Annotated in this window: 21 protein-coding genes; 7 read left to right on the top strand and 14 right to left on the bottom strand. The window is 33.9% G+C overall.

The window, feature by feature from the left end:
• Positions 1-65 precede the first annotated feature (65 nt).
• The 5 genes from GR162_RS16875 to tnpA all read left to right on the top strand — a co-directional run bounded on the left by GR162_RS16875 (position 66) and on the right by tnpA (position 3,205).
• Entirely contained in the window at positions 66-509 is a 444-nt protein-coding gene (locus tag GR162_RS16875) for a hypothetical protein (RefSeq protein ID WP_160783089.1), read from the top strand.
• Complete coding sequence (locus tag GR162_RS16870; RefSeq protein ID WP_202393960.1) at positions 506-1,144, top strand: hypothetical protein; 639 nt, start codon at positions 506-508, stop codon at positions 1,142-1,144. Before GR162_RS16875 ends, GR162_RS16870 begins: the two co-directional genes overlap by 4 nt.
• 7 nt (positions 1,145-1,151) lie before the next feature.
• The gene (locus GR162_RS16865; protein WP_160783088.1) at positions 1,152-1,712 is read left to right on the top strand and encodes a hypothetical protein; all 561 of its coding nucleotides are present in this window, start codon (positions 1,152-1,154) and stop codon (positions 1,710-1,712) included.
• A gap of 198 nt (positions 1,713-1,910) precedes the next feature.
• Positions 1,911-2,633: a hypothetical protein gene (locus GR162_RS16860; protein WP_160783087.1), complete on the top strand. Its 723-nt coding sequence runs from the start codon at positions 1,911-1,913 to the stop codon at positions 2,631-2,633.
• A gap of 119 nt (positions 2,634-2,752) precedes the next feature.
• Entirely contained in the window at positions 2,753-3,205 is a 453-nt protein-coding gene (tnpA, locus tag GR162_RS16855; RefSeq protein WP_066033399.1) for an IS200/IS605 family transposase, read from the top strand.
• A gap of 200 nt (positions 3,206-3,405) precedes the next feature.
• On the opposite strand, the gene GR162_RS16850 is transcribed toward tnpA, so the two are convergent.
• From GR162_RS16850 to GR162_RS16840, 3 genes are read right to left on the bottom strand one after another with little or no spacing between them, the layout of a single operon-like run.
• Positions 3,406-4,377 carry a lipid A deacylase LpxR family protein gene (locus GR162_RS16850; RefSeq protein WP_237421385.1) on the bottom strand — a complete coding sequence of 324 codons (972 nt, stop codon included), beginning with the start codon at positions 4,375-4,377 and terminating at the stop codon, positions 3,406-3,408.
• Entirely contained in the window at positions 4,352-5,143 is a 792-nt protein-coding gene (gene mtgA, locus GR162_RS16845; RefSeq protein WP_160783085.1) for a monofunctional biosynthetic peptidoglycan transglycosylase, read from the bottom strand. The genes GR162_RS16850 and mtgA overlap by 26 nt, the downstream gene beginning before the upstream one ends.
• Positions 5,143-6,255 (bottom strand): FAD-binding oxidoreductase, encoded by a 1,113-nt coding sequence (locus GR162_RS16840; protein WP_160783084.1) that lies wholly within the window; start codon positions 6,253-6,255, stop codon positions 5,143-5,145. The genes mtgA and GR162_RS16840 overlap by 1 nt, the downstream gene beginning before the upstream one ends.
• Before the next feature lie 305 nt (positions 6,256-6,560).
• Between GR162_RS16840 and GR162_RS16835 the strand changes: the two genes are divergently transcribed.
• Both GR162_RS16835 and GR162_RS16830 read left to right on the top strand, forming a co-directional pair.
• Positions 6,561-8,462 (top strand): S9 family peptidase, encoded by a 1,902-nt coding sequence (locus tag GR162_RS16835; protein ID WP_160783083.1) that lies wholly within the window; start codon positions 6,561-6,563, stop codon positions 8,460-8,462.
• 182 nt (positions 8,463-8,644) lie between these two features.
• Positions 8,645-11,083 (top strand): hybrid sensor histidine kinase/response regulator, encoded by a 2,439-nt coding sequence (locus GR162_RS16830; protein ID WP_160783082.1) that lies wholly within the window; start codon positions 8,645-8,647, stop codon positions 11,081-11,083.
• A gap of 23 nt (positions 11,084-11,106) precedes the next feature.
• Here GR162_RS16830 and GR162_RS16825 read toward each other — a convergent pair whose 3' ends face one another.
• The 11 genes from GR162_RS16825 to GR162_RS16775 form a co-directional block, all read right to left on the bottom strand.
• On the bottom strand, positions 11,107-12,462 hold the full coding sequence (locus GR162_RS16825) for a sigma-54 dependent transcriptional regulator (protein WP_160783081.1): 1,356 nt from the start codon (positions 12,460-12,462) through the stop codon (positions 11,107-11,109).
• Between the two features lie 137 nt (positions 12,463-12,599).
• Positions 12,600-12,896 (bottom strand): hypothetical protein, encoded by a 297-nt coding sequence (locus GR162_RS16820; protein ID WP_008465206.1) that lies wholly within the window; start codon positions 12,894-12,896, stop codon positions 12,600-12,602.
• 15 nt (positions 12,897-12,911) lie between these two features.
• Positions 12,912-13,205: a PepSY-like domain-containing protein gene (locus GR162_RS16815; RefSeq protein WP_008465208.1), complete on the bottom strand. Its 294-nt coding sequence runs from the start codon at positions 13,203-13,205 to the stop codon at positions 12,912-12,914.
• A gap of 17 nt (positions 13,206-13,222) precedes the next feature.
• Positions 13,223-13,513, bottom strand: coding sequence for a hypothetical protein (locus GR162_RS16810; protein WP_008465209.1), 291 nt, complete (start codon positions 13,511-13,513; stop codon positions 13,223-13,225).
• A gap of 26 nt (positions 13,514-13,539) precedes the next feature.
• Positions 13,540-13,836 (bottom strand): hypothetical protein, encoded by a 297-nt coding sequence (locus GR162_RS16805; protein ID WP_008465211.1) that lies wholly within the window; start codon positions 13,834-13,836, stop codon positions 13,540-13,542.
• 75 nt (positions 13,837-13,911) lie between these two features.
• Complete coding sequence (locus GR162_RS16800; RefSeq protein WP_008465212.1) at positions 13,912-14,208, bottom strand: hypothetical protein; 297 nt, start codon at positions 14,206-14,208, stop codon at positions 13,912-13,914.
• Positions 14,209-14,564: 356 nt separating this feature from the next.
• On the bottom strand, positions 14,565-15,911 hold the full coding sequence (accC, locus tag GR162_RS16795; protein WP_008465214.1) for an acetyl-CoA carboxylase biotin carboxylase subunit: 1,347 nt from the start codon (positions 15,909-15,911) through the stop codon (positions 14,565-14,567).
• Between the two features lie 107 nt (positions 15,912-16,018).
• On the bottom strand, positions 16,019-16,504 hold the full coding sequence (gene accB / locus GR162_RS16790; RefSeq protein WP_008465215.1) for an acetyl-CoA carboxylase biotin carboxyl carrier protein: 486 nt from the start codon (positions 16,502-16,504) through the stop codon (positions 16,019-16,021).
• A gap of 23 nt (positions 16,505-16,527) precedes the next feature.
• Positions 16,528-17,526: a beta-ketoacyl-ACP synthase III gene (locus GR162_RS16785; protein WP_008465216.1), complete on the bottom strand. Its 999-nt coding sequence runs from the start codon at positions 17,524-17,526 to the stop codon at positions 16,528-16,530.
• A 175-nt stretch (positions 17,527-17,701) separates the two neighbouring features.
• Entirely contained in the window at positions 17,702-17,896 is a 195-nt protein-coding gene (rpmF, locus tag GR162_RS16780) for a 50S ribosomal protein L32 (RefSeq protein ID WP_008465217.1), read from the bottom strand.
• 9 nt (positions 17,897-17,905) lie between these two features.
• Positions 17,906-18,448 carry a DUF177 domain-containing protein gene (locus tag GR162_RS16775; protein ID WP_091135378.1) on the bottom strand — a complete coding sequence of 181 codons (543 nt, stop codon included), beginning with the start codon at positions 18,446-18,448 and terminating at the stop codon, positions 17,906-17,908.
• Between the last annotated feature and the right edge of the window lie 8 nt (positions 18,449-18,456).

Below are 18,456 nucleotides of genomic sequence, written 5' to 3'. Positions count from 1 at the left end.
TTTCTATTTTTGTTCGAAATAAAATTCCAAACAGGACATTACAAAAGCTTATTAAACTTTTCAAAATGAATCAAAACTTAAAAAACAAAATATTTTCGCTCTTAAAAAAAGTCATTCTAATTGCAGTTTTTCTTTTCGTTTTTACTTTCGTAGAAATCTATTGGGCAATGGGAAGCTTTTCTGAAAGAATGTCAAGCGGTTGTTTAGATTGTTCTTTTTTTGATGATGTTTATTTAATGTCAGTATTCACAACGATTTTCCTAACGATTATTTTTCTGTTATTTACTTTCATAAAAAACAATTATTTAAAAATCGGACTTGAATTCGTTTGCTTGATTTTGGTCTGGTTTATTTGGGATTATGGCATTTTTGTCGATCGCGAATCTTCTTGGAGCACGTATCTTTTGAATGAAGAAATAATGCACACCCTTTCATTCTCTTTCTTCCCTATTTTGGCTTTATCAACTATTTTGGTATTTGCTTTACACTATATTTTAGGAAAATTATGAGTCCGAGTAAAAAAATAATATTGCGAGTTTATTTCATTATCTGCGTTTTTTTTCTGCTTGACTGCCTTTTATATTACTTTAAAGAAATCAGTCTGCGTGGTTATTATAGCGACGTTGTTTTATCATGGCTTTGGCTCATAAGCAGTTTTGTAATTATTATTGCTTTTTGGAAAAAACTCATCGCCAAACTTTTTTTGGTAGCAATACTAGTAACATTTGCACTTAGTATTATGGCTATGATGCTTCCTTTTTATGCTTTACTGCTTTCAAGTACATCTTTAGGTTTGTACCAAAATAAAGATCTCAACGAAAATTACAGAGCGCAAATTGTGGGTTACAGCGTAATGGTTCATCCGTGGTTGGAAGTAATTGAGAAAAAAGGATTATTTGAAAAAAGAATTATCAAATGCAACGATTCTGAGATTATGAATGATAATTTGGATATCAAAATTAGAACAGCAAAAGATATTCTATTTAAAAATGAAACCGATAGCACGCTGACTTTGACCCTCTTTTATGGCGGACCAAACAAAACTATCACTTTCGATAAAAAGACAGGAAAAATTTTAAAAAATGACATTAATAAAATTCACAATAATACATTATCTGTTATCAAAATAACAGCTAACAAATAACAAAATTATGTCTGAATTAAGCTCACTATACTGCAAAGTCAAGATTACAAAACCACAACTAGAAAAATTTCTAAGCAGTCCGCTAGAAGAACCACAACTCAATGAAAATTGGCTACATTTTTGGGAAAGCAGAAGAATGTACTCCAAATCAGTTTTAACCCAAGACGATCTTTATACTTATAAAGACAGCAATAATCAAGAAGTTATTAACGGCTGGATTGATTATCGCGAAGCAATGGCTTTTTCTGATTATGATGAAACAGAAGAAGAATGGCATTGGGGAATGATGTTTTTTAGTGAAAATTATGTAGAAATGATTCCGATGTTTGCTTTTATTATTAGTTTAGAAAAATATGTGAGCGAAAGTGCTGAAAACAAAGCAATTGTTTTCCCATTCTTTTGGGGAGATGATGATGTAAATGCTTATATATTTTTTGAAAATGGCAATGCAGTCTTAAGTCCGAAAGTGCAAACTTTAAAAGATGTCGATTCGAATTTTGTTGAACAAACCAAAGCGTTTTTAAACAGAAAATGGGAAGAATTTTCTAAAAATATGGAATGGGATTAATTCTAAAAAGCAAGCCTAAATCGGAGTAAAAAACTATTATACTTTTGATTTTATTCTAATCTTGATTTTAAACGTATTATAATACTTTTTTGTCTTCTCCAAGCCACGTAACTACAGGTTTTTTCTCATGTTTGTTATTTATTTTTTGAATATAGTTTTCAACAATATAGAAGGGTAAACTAAGTTACACAGTTTGTTATGATTCAAAAACCAATATTTCGATCAATAGAATCTAAAGAAGCTACCTATTTACAGCTTTGGGTAGCTACTACAATTATTAGTCTTACAATTGTTTTAACAATCTTCGGATTACTGATGACTCTTTATCCCAATTTGATCCTTTCAGCAAAAGGAGAAAAAATATTGTTGTTTATATTTTTAGGCGTACTAATATTTAACTTCATAATTTGCGAAGCGAAAAAATATTACCTCAAAAAAAGTACAAGTCAGTATACTAAAGTAATCATTAACAATACTGGAATTACATTTAGCAATCACTACAATGAGACTATAATAGCAAAAATTTTATGGGAAAATATTCAGCCTAGGGTCAATGAAAAATATGATATAGATTATTTACTTAGAAGTAGATCTATCTATAATATTTACTTTTTGTGGAGTTTAAAAGAAAGTAGTAATTCTAAGATCCCTCACTGGTCTGCTAATAAATTTGCATTAATGTTTGTTAAATTTACCAACAAGGCAGATCTTTTAAAAGCTTTTTTATCAGGCATTGCCACATTTAGACCAGAAATCACTACAAACCCACTCCTATATGGTCTCTATAGACTTAATCCGATTACTTTAGAAGTGGATAAAATTGGTATTAAAAAAGAAAATAAAATGATATTTCTCATTATCCTATTCTCTATATTGCTGAGTTTAATAATCACCTTCTTAATTTATCTCTTTTCTCTATAAAACTATCAGGAAAGATAGTACAGTTGTGCAAATACGTCTGCACTACAGATTTTATAAAGTATTGCGAATGAAAAGAATTACTACACAATTGAAACAAACCATTAGCTAAAGAAAAAAATATGCCACAATCGTTATACAAAGTATATGTGCATCTAGTGTTTAGCACAAAAAAGCGTAATCCGTTTATTGACGACAATTTAAAAGAGAAATTATGGGCTTATCTTGGAGGAATTTGCAAAGGTTTAGAATGCAATCCTATTCAAGTAGGAGGATATAATGACCATGTTCATATTCTATGTCTGTTATCTAAAAAGATTACACAAATGAAATTGGTTGAAGAAGTAAAAAAACGATCATCAAAATGGGTAAAAACGGTAGATCCGCGTTACTCTAACTTTTATTGGCAGGATGGTTATGGCATTTTTTCTGTTAATCCTTCACAATTAGATATCGTTATAAAGTACATTAAAAACCAAGAAGAACATCATAGAAAAAAGACATTCAAAAAAGAACTTCTAGCCTTTCTAAACAAATATAAGGTTGAATATGACGAACGCTATCTTTGGGATTAGGCTTTCGCCCTTTCAGGGCTGGATTAACTGTATTAATTTGCATTCGTATTCATATTCATATTCATAACGAGTTGCGTTATGCTAGTGGTTGCGCTCTTTCAGAGCTATCTTTTTATAGGCTGAAAGCCTATCAGCATCAAGATAGTGCAACGCACTATGAGCACTATGAACTAGAGGCACTACAGAATATATAGCTTAGCCTATCTTAGCAAAAACCCCATCCTTATCGACCCATAAAAATATCCCGAATTCGTATCAATTCCAGGATCATTCAATTCTCTTCCGCGATAGAGGAAAGAATAAGATATGTTGAAGTTGTTGTGTCGGTATTTCAAACCAGCTTCGGCGTTGAAGCGAAGCGGTTCCAAATCGAAAGTGATTGGACTTGTATCATTAAACATACTGCCTTCAATCGTCGCATCATAAAACTGATAATTGACGCTTGGCGCTGCGTAGAAATAAAACTCTCTAATATTTAGCTGTTCATTTGCACTTACCGAAGCATTATGCATATTAGAATCGTAAATTGGAAGGAGTTTTTTAAATCCAAATCTCACCATAAATCCTGTAGAAACTTCTGAGAAAATAGTTCCCAGATTGCCTTCTGACTGCCAATGAAGATCTACAAAATCATTATGTTTTGAAAGAAACATTTTTTTTGAATAAATAACATGCGCCTGCAATCCTAAAGCATTATGAATCTGGTTTTCCCAACCATATACTTTTTTGTAGCCGATCAATTTATGAAAACCCTCTTGCAATTCCTCTCCAAATGCATTTGGCCCAAGAAAGCCAATTTGAAAATCAGTCTTTAAAACTGATTCGCTCTGATAAAAAAAGCTTTTTCCAACTTCTGCAAAAAGATAACCCGCAAAAGGACGATCGTTTATCGTAATGGCCTCTTTGTTTAGAAAACGTGGATTATAAAGATATTGCCCAATTCTAAATTCGGTAATTTCTTTATTGATTTTCTCACTGTTGTTTTTAGATAAAAATCGATAAAAGAGTTCCAAGCCATTGGTATAATACATATCGTATTTAGACGATGTGTACAAATCGTTATCCGATATAAAGCCTATTTCTGTTGTTTTTCCTTGCCCAAAAGTTAACGTTACAGTCAAAATCAGAAAAGCAAAAAGCGCTTTTTTACTTTTTCTTTTCTTCTTTTCCATTGTAATTGATTTTTCCAACATAACGCATCTCTCGCACAATTCTTTCCTTTCTTCTATTAATATAGCTTGAAGAACCTGTAGCTTTAAATTTTCTTGGGTTTGGCAATATCGCCGCAATTCCAGCTGCTTGCATTGGAGTCAAACTCGAAGCGTCTCTTCGGTACCAATGTTCTGTAGCTGCATAAGCACCGTAAACACCATCACCCATTTCGATACTGTTCAAATACACTTCCATAATGCGCTCTTTGCCCCAGATCAATTCTATTAGAATCGTAAAATAAGCTTCGAGACCTTTACGGAAATAACTTTTTCCTTGCCATAAAAAGACATTTTTGGCCGTCTGTTGCGAAATGGTGCTTCCGCCTCTAATTCGGCGTCCGCGTTCGTTACTTTTATACGCTTTTTGAAGTGCTTTAAAATCAAAACCATTGTGGGTTAAAAAAGTTCCGTCTTCACTTGCAATTACAGCTTTTTGCAAATTCATTGAGATTTTATCAATCGGTTCCCAATCGTGGTCAAAATAAACTTCTTTACCAGCCATTTTATTTTCGATGGCACGAATGAGCATTAATGGCGTAAATGGCACTGGAACGTATTTAAAAAATATAACCGACCCAATTGATAATCCAAAAAACCATAAAGCCGCTTTAATAAAAAACCATTTTACTTTTTCGCCAAAAGTGCGATTTCCTTTCTTAGAAGATGTTTTAGGTTTTGGTTTACTTGCTGTTGTTTTTTTTGGTGCTGGTTTTTTGGTTGCTGCCATTATACTAAATCTGCTAATTCTGTTCCTATTAAACTTCCTATTGCCACTCCCATTCCGCCTAGACGCACTCCGCAGAACACATTTTCAGAAAGCTGGGTCACGACAGGATTCTTACTATTTCCGACTCCCATAATGCCACTCCAACGGTGCGCAATCTGAAAATCCTGATTTGGTAAAATTACATTTTTCAGCAAATCTTCCAATCTATTTTGAATAATTTTCGTCTGTCCAAATTCGGTTGTGGTTTCACCTTCAAAATCAAGATTTCTTCCTCCTCCTAATAAAATTCGATCGCCAATATTTCTGAAATAATAATAGCCACGATCTAAATGAAACGTCCCTTTGATGTCTAAATTGTGAATTGGTTCTGTAATAAGCACTTGCGCTCTAGCTGGCTTTACTGCTCCGTTTGTTAAAGAGCCTGCAAAACCATTGGTTGCAAAAAGCAATTTTTGTGTTTTAAAGCTAAAATCGTTTAGCGCAACTTCGACATGATTTCCTGCATCGGAATACGATTTTACGGTCTGCTGATTTAAGATTAAAATATCTGCCGAAACTGCTTGCTTCAATAATTCCTGCATCATGTTTCCAGTATCAATTTGTCCTTCAAATGGATTAAAAATTAAATACTCCTGAATATTTTGAAATCCGAATCGGTCTACTTCTTTCGAAAAAACATCGGCTTTAAAAAGGGGTTTTAAAACTTCATTGATAAACGGAATTTTAGAAATGCATTCATTAAATCCAAGTTCATCTTCTTTCAAAAACAATTCATATCCACCGTGCGGTTTAAAATCAATAGCCTGATCCCCTAACCTTTTTCGAAGCAGCTGAAGACCTTTCCAACGTTTTTCAATTAGTGCCACAACATCTTCTTCTGAATGCGTTTTTAAATCGTCCATAATTTCAGAAAGACTTCCAAAACAGGCAAAACCGGCATTTTTTGTACTAGCGCCTTGTGGCAGCATTCCACGTTCGAGAACCAGAATTTTAGCAGCAGGAAATCTTTCGCGCAAGCGTAATGCCGTGTGCAAACCAACAATTCCGCTACCCACAATTGTGTAATCTACATTCGTGAACCAATTTTTAAGTTCCCAATAGCTTAGTTCCATTTTTTTTAAAATTCCAATTAGTAAAATTCCAAATTCCAATCTTGGGTTAAATTACAATTTTTAGATAAATTCCAATATTTTAAATTCCAATTTCCAATTAAAAATTTTGCTTACGCTGTCAGGCTGAGCGGAGTCGAAGCCACTTTCTGGTGCGCCATTCGACTTCGCTAAGGATAGCAATTGGAATTTGGAATTTTTAAATTGGAATTTCTACTTTAATTTTTAACACTTTTTGGGATTTGGATTTTAAAAGTTTGGGATTTTTAATTCGTATTTTTAGCGCACAAAAAATAGAATAATTAATTATGAAAAAAGTAGTATTAACAACCTTAATAATGATGAGTTTAAATGCTATCGGACAGAATGTAATGTCACCAGAATTGTTATGGAAATTAGGAAGAGTGACACCTCTTGGCATTTCTAAAGATGCAAAAAATGTCGTTTTTAAAGTTTCGACGCCTTCTGTGGCCGATAACAAATCGACTTCTAAAATCTACACGATTCCTGTAAACGGAGGAACTGCAACTGAGATTAAAGACACTAAAGAAATTTTAGCTGATAAAAATATTTCGCCTGACGGAAAATTTGTCGTTTACAATGAAGAAGTAAAACTTGAAAGTGTTTTAGGTAAAGATTTTTATCCAAGTCTAACAAAATCTGATGCTCAAATTTATGACGGATTAGATTATCGTCACTGGGATACTTGGAACGAAGGAAAGTTTAATCACGTTTTTTATAAAGAAAACAAAGACGGAGCAAAAGGAACCGACATCATGAAAGGTGAAAATTTCGATTCTCCACAAAAACCTTTTGGCGGTGACGAAGATTATATCTGGTCGCCAGACAGCAAAAGCATTTTCTATGTTTGCAAGAAAAAAGCGGGAACTGCTTATGCTATTTCTACCAACACAGACATTTATGAGTACAATTTAGAAACTCAAAAAACAATTAATAAAACCGAAGGTAATTTAGGTTATGATACTGCACCGCAATTTTCTCCAACAGGAAATTTATCTTGGCTACAAATGAAACGTGACGGTTACGAGTCTGATAAAAACGATATTATTGTTGAGTTTAAAGGAATCAAAACGAACTTGACAGCAAACTGGGACGGAACCGTAGATAATTTTATCTGGAGCAAAGACGGAAAAACAGTGTTTTTTGTGGCTCCAGTTGACGGAACAAAACAACTTTTCTCTGTTAATTTTCCTGGCTTGACTAAAATCGCAATCAACGTTCGCCAATTGACAAACGGAGATTTTGATGTAAATGATTTAATTGGTTTCTCTGGAGATGATATTATTGTTACTAGAACAGACATGAATCACGCTGGAGAAATATATTCTTTCAATTTGAAAAAAAATACTTGGAAACAATTATCAAACATCAATACAGAAACGTATAAAACTTTAGCTTTAAGCAAAACCGAAAGACGTTATGTTACTACAACCGACGGCAAAAAAATGCTGGTTTGGGTAATCTTACCTCCAAATTTTGATGCTACTAAAAAATATCCAACTTTATTATTCTGTCAAGGAGGACCACAAAGTCCATTGACACAATCGTACTCTTTCCGTTGGAATTTCTCTTTAATGGCTGCAAAAGGTTATGTAGTCGTAGCGCCAAACCGCCGCGGAATGCCAGGACACGGAGTTGAGTGGAATGAACAAATCAGTAAAGATTGGGGCGGACAAGTTATGCACGATTACCTTTCTGCCATTGATGATGTGGCAAAAGAAAGCTATGTTGACAAAAGTCGTTTAGGATGTGTTGGTGCTAGTTACGGAGGATATTCTGTATTTTATTTAGCTGGAATCCACAAAAACCGTTTCAAAACTTTCATCGCTCACGATGGTGTTTTCAATACCGTTTCAATGTTAGGAACAACTGAGGAAGTTTTCTTTAACAACTGGGATTTTGGTGGACCATATTGGGAAAAAGATAATGCTGTAGCGCAAAAAGCATACACAACTTTTAATCCTGCAACTTTAGTTCAAAACTGGAACAAACCAATTCTGATTTTCCAAGGAGGAAAAGATTTCCGCGTGCCAATCGGACAAGGACAAGAGGCTTTTCAAGCAGCTCAATTAAGAGGAATCAAAAGCCGTTTTGTGTATTTCCCAGACGAAAATCACTGGGTTTTAAAACCACAAAATGCTCAAGTTTGGCAAGGTGAATTCTTCAAATGGTTGGATGAGACTTTGTAAAACCTAAAAACTATATTTTACAGCCGTAGATTTACATAATCTACGGCTGTTTCTGTTTTTAGACATTAGAATTATGTAAGATATTGACCAATTTACTATTCCGTAAACAGATTTTTTTAGATAAATTGCAATGTTTTTAATCCCCGAAAATCGAACCGAATCCCAAATCTTTCAAGCAAAATATGGAGACCAAAAGAAGTTACACCGCAATCAAAGTTTTATTCAGCTATGTTGCATTATTGGCTTTGGTTGTAACAGTTGGATGGTTTCTGTATTCTGAAAATGTGGTTTATAACAAGCTTGAAGATAAGATCGCTTTAGAAAAAACCAAAATCCTTAGAGTCAGCCGACTTTATTCGAATGTCTATAAAACTGAGAGCTTAGCCAGACAGACAATTCAGAATAATTCTGAAAAAGATTTTAAAAATTATCTAATCGAAACCGATTCGCTTCGCAAACGTATTGATACTTTAAAACAGATTGTTACGACAGAATACCAGAAAACACTTTTGGATAGTGTCACTTATTTCTTGGCAGAAAAGACAGAAAACATCAAGCAATTAAGAGAAATCAAGAATAAAGCAGACGATGAAACTTCTGTAAATAATGCGATTGACGAAATCACGAAAATGGAGTTTAATCTTAGAAAACTTGAACTTCAGGATTTCACCAAAAACCCAAATCAGCTAGGGAGTTATCAGCGAAGTGTTCTGCAGCAATATGTCGATTATTTAAATTCGAATATTCCTGATGACAGCACCAACACTCTCAGCAAAAAAGCTTCTGATTCTATTTTGGCTAATTCTAAAAAGCTTTTGAGTTCTGTAAAACTAAAAGCCGAGAAGAAGAAAGAATCTTTGAATTTTGAGGAAAATAAATTGCTTCAAAATGAAATTGCCATTTCAGATCAGCTAAGAAAAATACTTCGAATTATTGAGCGAGAGATTATCATCAATTCGATAAAGAACAATTCATTAAAAGAAAAATCATTAAAAAGAGTCAACGAAATCGTTACGGCTTCTGCTGTTATTGGTTTGTTGCTGACGGTCTTTTTCTCCATTCTAATTGTCAGCGATTATTCGAAATCTCAATTGTACAAGAAACAGCTTGAAATCGCGAACTTTAAAACCAAAAATCTGTTGAAAAGCCGCGAGCAATTAATTTCAACGGTAAGCCACGATTTAAAAACTCCTTTGAGTACCATTGTCGGTTATTCTGAACTTTTAGGCAATTCAGATGTCAATACCAAGCAATCCTATTTCATTAAAAACATTAAAAATTCGTCTGAATATATAACTCAGCTTGTTCAGGATTTATTGGATTTTTCGCAGATTGAAGCGGGAAAAATTTCTATAGAAAAAGTTCCGTTTTCATTACCTGAAATTATTGAGGATGTTGCTAGAAATATTCAGACGGTTTACAAACAGAAAGACATTGATCTTATCATCAACGTAGACGAACAGTTTCAGCAACGCATTGTTGGCGATCCTTTTCGTTTAAAACAGATTCTGACTAACATTATCGGAAATGCTTATAAATTTACCGAAGAAGGTCATATTCGAATTGCCGCTTACGCGAATGATGATCAGTTTTTTACAATTTCGATTCAAGATACTGGAATTGGAATTGAAAAAGCGAATCAGAAATTGGTTTTTGAAGAATTTGCTCAGGCAAATGAAGGCATTGAAAAGAAATATGGCGGAACTGGCTTAGGCTTGTCAATCTGCCAAAAGATTATTTCTATTTTGGGAGGAAGTTTAAGCTTAGACAGTATTTTTGGAAAAGGAAGCACATTTACTATTCAGTTGCCATTATTATTTGATAGCAGCCAGGGGAATATTATTTTAAACGAAACCAAAAGCAAACTTTCAAAAAAAATCAAAAAACAAACTTTTATTGTGGTAGATGACGATATAAATCTCTTGAATTTGACCAGCGGTGTTTTAAAACAGGAACAGCATCAGGTTTTATCGTTTACTAATCCTGCTAAAGCTCTAGAAGCGCTTCGAAATACGCATTTTGATTTTGTCATTACTGATATTCAAATGCCAGAAATCGACGGATTTTTGTTTTTAGAGAAACTTCGCGAGCTTCCCGAAACTGTATTTAAAAATCAGCCTGTCATTGCACTTACAGGACGTACAGATTTGGATCTTTCGGTATATAAAAATGCTGGTTTTACTACGGTTATAAAGAAACCTTATTCGCCAAAAATTTTATTGGAAACGATTCAGCATATTTTGGATCATGAAGAAATTCCTGTGAATGAATATATTGAGAGTACAACTAATGCTTCTCAAATCTATTCTCTCGAAACTTTGAAAGATTTTTTGGGACAAGACGAATTGGCGTTAAAAGAAGTTTTAAAATCTTTTATTGACACGACAGTAGAAAATTTAGGCTTTTTGAAAATCGCGGTTCAAGAAAAAAATTATGATGAAATAAAATCTATCGCGCACCGTATTGCTCCGATGTTCAAACAAATTCAGGCGAATGATATTGGTGAGCTTTTAAAAGATCTCGAAAAAGAAGATTTAGATACCATTGATATAAAAGCAACTTATTCAGATTTACATGAGAAAATAGAAGTTCTTTTTGAAGAATTAAAACACGAGATTTAAAAAACTCTTTTTAAAGTAATTTTTTACTCAATATTGTACTGTTTCAATTTATTGTAAAGTGTCTTTCTGGTAATTTTAAGCAATTTTGCCGCTTCCGATTTATTATTTTGTGTTTTTGATAACGCATGAATAATAGTTTCTTTTTCGTTTTCAGATAATGAAAAAACCTCATTTGATGAAGGTTGTTTTTGAATCTGAAAAAACTCTGCCGGAAGCACATCGCTTTCTATAAAATCTCCACGGGTTAAAAGAGTGGCACGTTTTACGCAATTTTGCAATTCTCGTAAATTCCCTGGCCAGTTGTAATTCTGAAAAATAGAAACTACTTCTGGAGAAAATCCGATAACATCTTTATCTAACTGCTGATTGGCTTTTTCAAGGAAATAATCGGCAAAAACCATTAAATCTTCTCCACGGTCTTTTAAAGACGGTGACTGAATAGAAAATTCATTAATTCTATGGTATAAATCTTCTCTAAAATCGCCGTTTTTTACTGCTTCACGCAAATCTTCATTGGTCGCCGTAATAATGCGTATATCGACGTTTATTTCTTTATTGCTTCCAACGGGTTTAATTTTTCTTTCTTGAAGTGCTCTCAACAATTGAATTTGATTCTCGTACGAAAGATTTCCAATTTCGTCCAAAAACAAAGTTCCGCCATTAGCCGCTTCAAAATAACCTTTTTTATCATTGATTGCTCCGGTAAAAGAACCTTTCAAGTGACCGAAAAATTCGCTCGCTGCCAATTCTTTTGGAATAGCTCCACAGTCTACCGCGATAAAATTATTGTCTTTTCTTCTGCTCTGCTGATGAATGCTTTTTGCTATGATTTCCTTTCCTGTTCCACTTTCACCAATAATCAAAACAGACATATCTGTCGGGCTTACCAATTGAATATGATCTAAAAGCTTTTTAGAGGCAACAGAAATTCCTCTGACAAATTCATTTTCTGTTGAAACTGGCTTTTTAGATGCTTTTTTCTTTTTCTCTGGAATTTCAGATTGTTCTTCTTCAGCTTTTGGAGCTTGCAATGCATTGGTAATAACCAAAAGAACTTCATCTGGATTAAACGGTTTAGAAATATAATCTGCCGCTCCATTTTTAATGGCTTTAACTGCAGTGTTTACATCAGAATAACCTGTCATCAAAATAACCGGAATATGAGGATGCGAATTTTTAAATTCAGACATCAATCCAATACCATCAGAATCAGGCAAGCGAAGGTCTGTCAAAATCAAATCAAAGGATTCATTTTTAACTGCTTCACGTGCTTCTGAGGCAGAGAACGCTATCGTTACATCGTACGCTTTTTTGATTAGAAATTTTTCTAATAATTTACAAAACGCAATATCATCTTCTATTATTAATATCTTCGGCATCTGCTTTTAGGGACTTTTTGCTAAAATAATATTATTATACTTGTTATTTCATAAAATTATGTAAAATATGTAAAAAAAAAAGAGATTGCACGACGCAATCTCTTTTTCACCAAAAACATAAATCTAAATTCACCTAATTATATCTTCAACCAGTTACCATTGACATCTGAGTAAACAGTAGCCTTCTGGTCTCCAACTGATATTTCGAGCTTGTACTCTTTTTTTTCGTTTACAAATGCTTTTTCCAGTTTTGCACCCGGATAAGCGGTCTGCAAGGCTGTTTTTACAGCTGCAGGCACAGCATCTACTGTAACTTCTGTATATTCTGACTGAATGGTTACAGTTGCTTTAGTAACTTTAGAAGCAGGCAATACATTTGCATGAATTGACATTATTCCTAAAACAACTATTGCGGATAAGATTAATTTTTTCATGATGCTGATTTTTAATTATTTCTTGATGATATTACCAGAAGCATCTGTAAAAATAGTATACTTCTTATCTCCACTTGAAATTTCAAGTTTGTACTCGTTCTTATCGTTTTTATAAGCTTTTTCCAGCTTAGTGTTTGGAAACGATTTTTCAACTGTAGATTTTACTGCTGCCGGCACTTGGTCTGCAGCCACCTCAGTATATGCATCTTGAAAAATTACTGATTGAGTAATTGAGATTGCTGGAAGAACTGCAGCATTTACTGAAAGACTTCCTAAAACAATCGCTGCTGATAAAACTAACTTTTTCATAATATTTGTGGTTTAAATTATTTTTTAAGAATGTTACCAGAAGCATCTGTATAAACGATCGATTTTTCACCTCGAACCGTTATCTCAATTTTGTACTCCTTTTTATCATTTACCCAAGCTTTTTCAAGCACTACACCAGGATAAGCTTCATCTAAGCCTTTCTTAACAGCTGCCGGAACTCCGTCTACTTCTTTATATCCATCCTGATCATTAACTGTCTGTACTATTGGGTTAGTTACAGCAGTGGTTTCTGCATGCATCGACAAACTGCCTAAGACAATTGCTGCCGATAAGATTAACTTTTTCATAGTTATAGTTTAAGGGTTAGACTTTATTATTTTTTAATCCAAGTTCCGTCTGCGTTAGCAAAAAGATTTCCTGTTTTATCTCCAACAGTTACTTCAAGTTTGTATTCAGATTTTGTGTTTTTAAATGCTTTAGAAAGCACAGCGTCTGGATATGCTTTTTTCAAAGCGTCTGTTACAGCGGTTGGAACTTCTTCCAATTTGATTTCTGTATAATCATCTTGGATAGAGATTGTTTTTACGATTGAATTTGAAATTGGCGAAGTTGAAGCAAATGATGTTAAACCTCCCAAAACGATTGCGGCTGATAAAAATAAATTTTTCATGATAGTTGTTTTTTAATATAGTTAATTTGATCTTAGTATTCTTGATCCGGATTTTCACAAGACCTCATTTTAAGATTATTGTTTAATCCAAGTTCCGTCTGCATTTGCGAAAAGATTTCCAACTTTGTCGCCAACAGTCACATCAAGTTTATACTGTGCTTTTTCGTTTTTGTATGCTTTAGTAATTACTGCTTCAGGGTATGCTTTTTTCAAAGCTTCAGTGATAGCAGCTGGTAATTCTTCTAATTTAATTTCTGTGTATTCGTCTTCAATAGAAATCGTTTTTACGATTGTATTGGGTGCTTGTGTAGTTGAAGCGAATGACGTTAAACTTCCTAAAACAATTGCGGCTGATAAAAATAATTTTTTCATAACGTATATATTTAAATTAATAGTTGTTTACGCTTTAAGTAATGAAATTATTATGCCGTAAAAGAAAAGAGCCGTGCCAAATACCATAAAAACCTGTATTTAAAGGTTTTAGATCAAATATAGCAAAAAATGAGAAAATTAAAAAGGTGTGTAAAAGAGAAAAAAGGTGTGTAATAAGTAAACACTTAAAGTGTAACCTTGAAAGAAATTCCAATTTTTGTAAATTCCAAATTCCAAAGTTTACAGTGAGATTTAAATTCCTAATTTAAAGTTCAAGTTTCCAATTGGAATTTGAATATTGGAATTTATAAAGGTTTATAAAAGAAAAAGGCTTCCAAATTTGGAAGCCTTTATAATTATTCTGGACTATTCATTTTGAATGTATCCATAAATGCAGTTGTATAATCTCCTGCAATATATTTTGGATCATCCATTAATTGTCTGTGGAAAGGGATTGTAGTTTTCACACCTTCAATTACGAATTCATCCAAAGCTCTTCGCATTTTGCTGATAGCTTCTTCACGAGATTGCGCCGTAGTAATTAACTTAGCAATCATAGAATCGTAGTTTGGCGGGATGCTATATCCTGAGTATACGTGAGTATCTAAACGCACTCCGTGTCCTCCTGGCATATGAAGCGTAGTAATTTTTCCTGGTGAAGGACGAAAATCGTTATAAGGATCTTCAGCATTAATACGAACTTCGATAGCGTGTAATTGTGGAAGGTAGTTTTTTCCTGAAATTGGAATTCCAGCAGCAACCATAATCTGCTCACGGATCAAATCATAATCAATAACTTGTTCTGTGATTGGGTGCTCGACCTGAATACGAGTATTCATTTCCATAAAGTAGAAGTTTCTGTGTTTATCCACTAAAAACTCTACAGTTCCAGCTCCTTCATATTTAATGAATTCAGCAGCTTTTACAGCAGCTTCTCCCATTCTTGTACGAAGTTCGTCTGTCATGAAAGGTGAAGGGGTTTCTTCAGTAAGTTTTTGGTGACGACGCTGTACAGAACAGTCTCTTTCAGAAAGATGACATGCTTTTCCGTATGCATCTCCAACAACTTGAATTTCGATATGACGTGGCTCTTCAATAAGTTTTTCCATGTACATTCCGTCATTTCCAAACGCTGCAGCAGCTTCTTGACGTGCGCTTTCCCATGCTTTCTGAAGGTCTTCTTCTTTCCAGATGGCACGCATACCTTTTCCACCACCACCAGCAGTAGCTTTCATCATTACTGGGTAGCCAATTTCTTTAGCTACTTTTTTTGCATGTTCGTATGATTCTAATAAACCGTCTGAACCTGGTACACAAGGAACTCCTGCAGCTTTCATTGTCTCTTTTGCAGTAGCTTTATCTCCCATTCGGTCGATCATTTCTGGAGCAGCACCGATAAACTTAATTCCGTGCTCTTGACAGATTTTAGAGAATTTAGCATTCTCAGAAAGAAATCCATAACCTGGATGAATTGCATCTGCGTTTGTAATTTCTGCAGCTGCAATAATATTTGACATTTTCAAATACGATAAGTTACTCGGAGGAGGGCCTATACAAACCGCTTCGTCTGCAAATTTAACATGCAAACTTTCTGCATCGGCTGTAGAGTAAACTGCAACAGTTTTGATTCCCATTTCCTTACATGTACGAATTACACGAAGTGCAATTTCTCCTCTATTCGCAATTAATATTTTTTTAAACATCTTATTTTAATTAGATAATTAGACAATTTGATAATTAGATAATTTTAGATGTCTGTATTAATTCTGCCAGATCAATCTAAAATCTAAAATCTAAAATCTAAATTTATTTATGATGGATCTACTAAGAATAGAGGTTGGTCAAATTCAACTGGAGACATATCGTCTACAAGAATTTTTACAATTTTACCAGAAACTTCAGATTCAATTTCGTTGAATAATTTCATTGCTTCAATTACGCAAAGAACATCACCTTTAGATACAGTGCTTCCTACTTCTGTGAAAACTGGTTTGTCTGGAGATGGTTTTCTATAGAATGTTCCAATGATTGGAGATTTTATAGTAACATATTTAGAATCGTCAGAAGCAGGTTTCTCTGGAGTTACACTTACAACTGTTGGAGCTGTAACTTGCGGAACTGCCGCTTGAGGTAAAGCTGCTTGAGCAGGTAATTGCTGTACGTAAGTTGCTTCAGTTACATTTGTTTCTAAAGTTGTTCTGATCGTGATTTTTACATCATCCATTTCTAACTTCACTTCTGCAACGCCCGAATTTGCAACAAATTTAATTAGGTTTTGAATTTCTTTTAAATCCATAATGATTCGTTTTTAGTTTTAATTTATTTTTTATCGTAAGCCCATTTCAAATAGATAGATCCCCAAGTGAATCCACCACCAAAAGCGGCAAAGATAACATTATCTCCTTTTTTAAGCTTATCTTCAAAGTCAGCTAATACTAATGGTAAAGTTCCAGAAGTAGTATTACCATATCTCTCGATGTTTACCAGCACTTTAGACTCGTCTAATTCTAATCTTCCTGCTGTAGCATCGATAATACGTTTGTTTGCTTGGTGTGGCACCAACCAATCAACGTCTTGATTTGTCAAATTATTTCTTTGTAAAATCAATTCGCTGGCATCGGCCATATTAGTCACAGCATATTTGAAAACAGTTTTACCGTCTTGCATAATATTGTGCTGTCTATTTTTTATAGTTTCTTCTGAAGGCGGAATCAAAGAACCTCCTGCTGGGATTTTAAGGAAATCTCTTCCAACACCATCACTTCTTAAATACTCATCCTGCAAACCTAAACCTTCATAATTTGGTTCGAAAAGAACTGCACCAGCTCCATCTCCAAAAATAATACAAGTTGCTCTGTCTGTATAGTCTACAATTGATGACATTTTATCGGCACCAATTAAAAGCACTTTTTTGTAACGTCCAGACTGAACATAAGCTGCAGCTGTCGACATTCCGTATAAAAAGCTTGAACATGCAGCCTGCAAATCGTATGAAAATGCATTTGTAGCTCCAATTTCTGTCGCAACATAAACTCCTGTAGAAGCCACCATCATATCTGGTGTTGCAGTTGCCATTATAATCATATCAATCTCAAGCGGATCTATATTTGCTTTTGCAATTAAATCCTTTGCTGCTTGAATGGCAAGATAAGATGTACCTTTATCAGCATCTTTAAGAATTCTTCTTTCTTTAATTCCTGTTCGAGCGGTAATCCACTCATCATTGGTATCAACCATTGTTTCTAGCACTTGGTTCGAAAGAACGAAGTCAGGAACATAAGCTCCAACAGCGGTAATTGCGGCTGTGATTGTATTCATTATATTCTATTATTTTCCTTTCAAATTATCATTAATTTGAAAAATTTTTAAAAGGCTTGAAAATTACAAAAAAAAACGTAACGAATTTGTCTATATTTTCCTAAAAAACGAAAATTATAACCAACAAAAAAAACTCTCACTATGTGAGAGTTCTAGTATAATTTACAAAAACGTATTAAGCAACCGCTTCAGATTTATCGATAACAACTTGCCCTCTGTAGTACATTTTACCTTCATGCCAGTAAGCTCTGTGGTATAAATGTGCCTCACCTGTAATAGGACATGTAGCGATTTGAGCTACAGTAGCTTTGTAATGTGTTCTTCTCTTATCTCTTCTTGTTTTCGAGGTTTTTCTCTTAGGATGTGCCATTTTACTATATTATTTATCCGTTAATAGTTTCTTTAATTTTTCCCAACGCGGGTCAATATCTTCTTCTTTGTTACTCTCTTCCTTTTGTTCTTTTACACTTAATTCATTCAGTTTTGTTAAAGCTTCTGTTTGCAGACTCCCATCTTTAACACCTGGATGAACTCTTTTCTGCGGAACAGAAAGCGCGATCATTTCATAAATATATTGTGCTATATCTATTTCATGTTCACCATGTGGTAAAATCAACAACTCTTCATTATCATCATTAAATTCTTCTCCAAAGCGAACAATCAGTTTCATTTTTCCCTTTATAGGTAAATCAAAATCTTCGCCTGTCAGATCACAAGGGACATTTACGGTTCCTTTATGTTTGAATTCTAACTCTAACATATTACTTTTCTTTTCGAAAAGTAAATTGACTTTAATATCTGAACTTTGAAACTCATCGTAATCAAAGTCCTTAAAGAACGTGTTATTTATTTGATACTCAAAATGGTGTTTTCCTAGTTTTAATCCTACGAAAGGAATTAAAAATTCTTTTGTTTTGCTCATTTCAACAT

The sequence above is a fragment of the Flavobacterium sp. HBTb2-11-1 genome, assembly GCF_009826975.1.
Taxonomy (GTDB): domain Bacteria; phylum Bacteroidota; class Bacteroidia; order Flavobacteriales; family Flavobacteriaceae; genus Flavobacterium.
Note: the sequence above shows the minus strand (reverse complement) of the source record. Positions and strands in the feature narration are given on the sequence as shown.

Coding starts and splice junctions, on each gene's coding strand:
- GR162_RS16830 (WP_160783082.1), top strand. CDS start 8,645: ATGGAGACCAAAAGAAGTTACACCGCAATCAAAGTTTTATTCAGCTAT.
- GR162_RS16805 (WP_008465211.1), bottom strand. CDS start 13,836: ATGAAAAATTTATTTTTATCAGCCGCAATCGTTTTGGGAGGTTTAACA.
- GR162_RS16840 (WP_160783084.1), bottom strand. CDS start 6,255: ATGGAACTAAGCTATTGGGAACTTAAAAATTGGTTCACGAATGTAGAT.
- GR162_RS16785 (WP_008465216.1), bottom strand. CDS start 17,526: ATGAATACAATCACAGCCGCAATTACCGCTGTTGGAGCTTATGTTCCT.
- GR162_RS16820 (WP_008465206.1), bottom strand. CDS start 12,896: ATGAAAAAATTAATCTTATCCGCAATAGTTGTTTTAGGAATAATGTCA.
- GR162_RS16850 (WP_237421385.1), bottom strand. CDS start 4,377: ATGGAAAAGAAGAAAAGAAAAAGTAAAAAAGCGCTTTTTGCTTTTCTG.
- GR162_RS16870 (WP_202393960.1), top strand. CDS start 506: ATGAGTCCGAGTAAAAAAATAATATTGCGAGTTTATTTCATTATCTGC.
- GR162_RS16825 (WP_160783081.1), bottom strand. CDS start 12,462: ATGCCGAAGATATTAATAATAGAAGATGATATTGCGTTTTGTAAATTA.
- GR162_RS16810 (WP_008465209.1), bottom strand. CDS start 13,513: ATGAAAAAGTTAATCTTATCGGCAGCAATTGTCTTAGGCAGTTTGTCG.
- GR162_RS16835 (WP_160783083.1), top strand. CDS start 6,561: ATGAAAAAAGTAGTATTAACAACCTTAATAATGATGAGTTTAAATGCT.
- GR162_RS16875 (WP_160783089.1), top strand. CDS start 66: ATGAATCAAAACTTAAAAAACAAAATATTTTCGCTCTTAAAAAAAGTC.
- mtgA (WP_160783085.1), bottom strand. CDS start 5,143: ATGGCAGCAACCAAAAAACCAGCACCAAAAAAAACAACAGCAAGTAAA.
- GR162_RS16865 (WP_160783088.1), top strand. CDS start 1,152: ATGTCTGAATTAAGCTCACTATACTGCAAAGTCAAGATTACAAAACCA.
- accB (WP_008465215.1), bottom strand. CDS start 16,504: ATGGATTTAAAAGAAATTCAAAACCTAATTAAATTTGTTGCAAATTCG.
- GR162_RS16775 (WP_091135378.1), bottom strand. CDS start 18,448: ATGAGCAAAACAAAAGAATTTTTAATTCCTTTCGTAGGATTAAAACTA.
- GR162_RS16815 (WP_008465208.1), bottom strand. CDS start 13,205: ATGAAAAAGTTAGTTTTATCAGCAGCGATTGTTTTAGGAAGTCTTTCA.
- accC (WP_008465214.1), bottom strand. CDS start 15,911: ATGTTTAAAAAAATATTAATTGCGAATAGAGGAGAAATTGCACTTCGT.
- GR162_RS16860 (WP_160783087.1), top strand. CDS start 1,911: ATGATTCAAAAACCAATATTTCGATCAATAGAATCTAAAGAAGCTACC.
- GR162_RS16800 (WP_008465212.1), bottom strand. CDS start 14,208: ATGAAAAAATTATTTTTATCAGCCGCAATTGTTTTAGGAAGTTTAACG.
- tnpA (WP_066033399.1), top strand. CDS start 2,753: ATGCCACAATCGTTATACAAAGTATATGTGCATCTAGTGTTTAGCACA.
- rpmF (WP_008465217.1), bottom strand. CDS start 17,896: ATGGCACATCCTAAGAGAAAAACCTCGAAAACAAGAAGAGATAAGAGA.